The organism is Phycisphaerae bacterium, from assembly GCA_024102815.1.
Taxonomy (GTDB): domain Bacteria; phylum Planctomycetota; class Phycisphaerae; order UBA1845; family UBA1845; genus JAGFJJ01.
Genome location: JAGFJJ010000065.1, coordinates 1 through 2384 on the forward strand (window position 1 = coordinate 1; position 2384 = coordinate 2384).

3 protein-coding genes are annotated in these 2384 nt (G+C 60.5%); all 3 read right to left on the reverse strand.

Annotation, left to right across the window (positions count from 1 at the left end; genetic code table 11):
- Positions 1–436, reverse strand: a 436-nt coding sequence (locus tag J5J06_15610) for a hypothetical protein (GenBank protein MCO6438517.1), incomplete at its 3' end; no start/stop codon positions are given.
- Positions 437–537: 101 nt separating this feature from the next.
- The gene (locus J5J06_15615; protein ID MCO6438518.1) at positions 538–1680 is read right to left on the reverse strand and encodes a Fic family protein; all 1143 of its coding nucleotides are present in this window, start codon (positions 1678–1680) and stop codon (positions 538–540) included.
- Positions 1681–1890: 210 nt separating this feature from the next.
- A partial coding sequence (locus tag J5J06_15620; GenBank protein ID MCO6438519.1) for a hypothetical protein occupies positions 1891–2384 on the reverse strand: 494 nt, incomplete at its 5' end.

Genomic DNA, 2384 nt, shown 5'->3' on the forward strand with positions numbered 1-2384 from the left:
CCAAATCACTCCAGTCATCGTGCGGTCCTCCGCGAGGCCACGGTGTCAGTAACTCGGCGAAGTCACGGCCGTCCGCGGCGGGCTGGTCCGGCGATGCCAGATAGAAGAAACCCTCGCAGAGATGGAAGACACTCTTCATGCCCAGACCGTACTTCCCAATGGCGCCGAGATCCTCGCCCTTCGCCGGTTCGTTCACTCGCCATATCGCTTCCGCGTCCGCGTCTCGGAAGATTCCGTCGTTGAGAATGAGTATGGTCGGCCCGGTGAGCAACGGGTGGATGCTCTGAGGCCAGTTGTCGGTCCAGCCGATATGGAACTTGCCAGCCTGCGAGTCGTCGGCGTTCTGGATCAGCTCTTTGACGATGGTCTGGAAACTATACTGGTCGCGGAGTATTCGGCGGAGTCCGTGAACCTCGTCGCTTTGCAGATGCTTCATGACTCACTCATAGCTGTTCCGTCTCGCCTCGCGGAGAACGTCGAGTATCAACGATGCGCTTGCACACGCGACCCTCTACGTCGATTGGAAGCGTGCCGCGCCTATCCTGGCTTCAGTCTTGCAGGCTCTTCCAGAATATCCAGGATCGCCTTGGCGCAGTAAACGCGATCCCGGCGTGCGTCTCCGACCTCCTCAATGATGGATGCGTCCTTGAGCTTCCTGATCGCTCGCTGCGCCGTCGTGAACGCCACACGCAGGCGTTCGGCGGCCCTGTTCGCGGTAACGAACGGGTTTTCTGCGATCATGTCCAGGAGGAGTGCGGGCGTCTTTGACGCCGAACCTGCGACTTTCAGGCGCCATTGGTCGAGAAGTTGGCTTATCCTCTCAGCGCGACCTACTGCGTCCTCCGACTGTCGGGCCACGCCGTTGAGGAAGTACTCCAGCCAATCCTCCCACTTACTTTCCCTGCTGACCGCAAGAAGTAGGTCATAGTAGTCGCGCCGGGTGGCCTCGAAGAACGCGCTCAAATAGAGCAAGGGCGTTGGCAAAACGTCGCGCTCCACGAGTAGGAGCGTGATCAGCAATCGTCCTACCCTCCCGTTGCCGTCCAGGAAGGGATGGATCGCCTCGAATTGGTAGTGGATCAGGCCGGCGTGTAGCAGTGGCGGCATAGACGCATCACGAAGTGCGCGCTCCCATTCCGCAAGACAGTTCATCAATTCACTTGGCGGCGGTGGGACATACCCCGCGTTGGCGAGCGTGCAACCGGGTGGGCCGATCCAATTCTGCGAATGTCGAAACTCGCCCGGCGTCGCGTGTTCGCCCCGCACGCCCTCCATCAACACGCCGTGAAGTTCTCGCACGAGGCGCAGAGAGAGCGGAAGCTCGTGCAAACGTCGAAGGCCATGCTCCAACGCGGCAACGTAGTTCCCGACCTCGCGAAGATCACCCGGGCTTCGCTCCACAGCGGCGCCTGCCTCAGCGGCGAGAAGTTCCCCCAGCGTTGCCTGGGTCCCTTCGATACGGCTGGAAAGCACGGCCTCACGCCTGAGAAAGGGCCGCATCAAGAGGTGCGGATTCGGAAGGCGCGCCCCCTGACCGGCCAATCGGCCGACAAGCCGGTCTGCGTCCGAAAGCGCTCTAATGATTCGCGGTGACCAGTTCAGATCAGGCGGGAGTGGATTCGGTACAAAGGCCGAGTAGCCTTCCACACAACGAACCAGCCTTCCGGAGGCTTTTGCCATCGAGTCACCGCTCCCCGGGGGTTGCAGCAGCGAAAACAAGCCGCTCTGTTATTAGCGAAATCGTACTTAGTCGATAATAACCTGTCAACGGCTCTTCAACGAAATGCGGGCTAAGCTTGACGGCCTCATACCCGTGTCCTATCGGACGTGATCCGGAATCGAAGGAGCCCGCCGTGCAACCAAGCAGGTCGGGGCATTACCGGTTTCCCGTTACCAGGCGTACCGGTTCTCAAACTTCGCGGTCGGGTAGCCCAAGCCTTCCAGTACGCGGTGGATTTCCTGACGGGTTGCTGTGTCATAGTAGCCGCAGGCTTCCCTGATCCGATCCAGCGGCAAACGTGCGAGCTCGTCCGAATCGCCAACCTCCAGTTCGGCAATGACGGCGCGCCCTCGGGCCGTGAGGTCAAGCTCTGTAATTGGCGTGTTGACGGGACGTTCCTGCTCTTCATCCGGGTGAGGTGCTTGGAGGATCGGGTCGATGGAATCAGAAAACCAGGTTGCCCATTCAAACCACTCGCGGAAGCCGGCTTCATCCAGCGGTTGCACCCGTTCCGCATCGATGGCCGCCTGCAAGGCGGACAGGTATTCGCGAATGCGTTGGGCGTCGTGCCAACGGTTCGCGTACTCCATCAGCTTCTGACGCCGCCCGAACTCACGGTTCTTCTTGTTGGCTACCGCCTGGCGCCGATCTTGCACACGCCGGC

Excerpts from the sequence above, each read along its gene's own strand:
- J5J06_15615 (MCO6438518.1), bottom strand. The coding sequence starts at position 1,680 with ATGGCAAAAGCCTCCGGAAGGCTGGTTCGTTGTGTGGAAGGCTACTCG.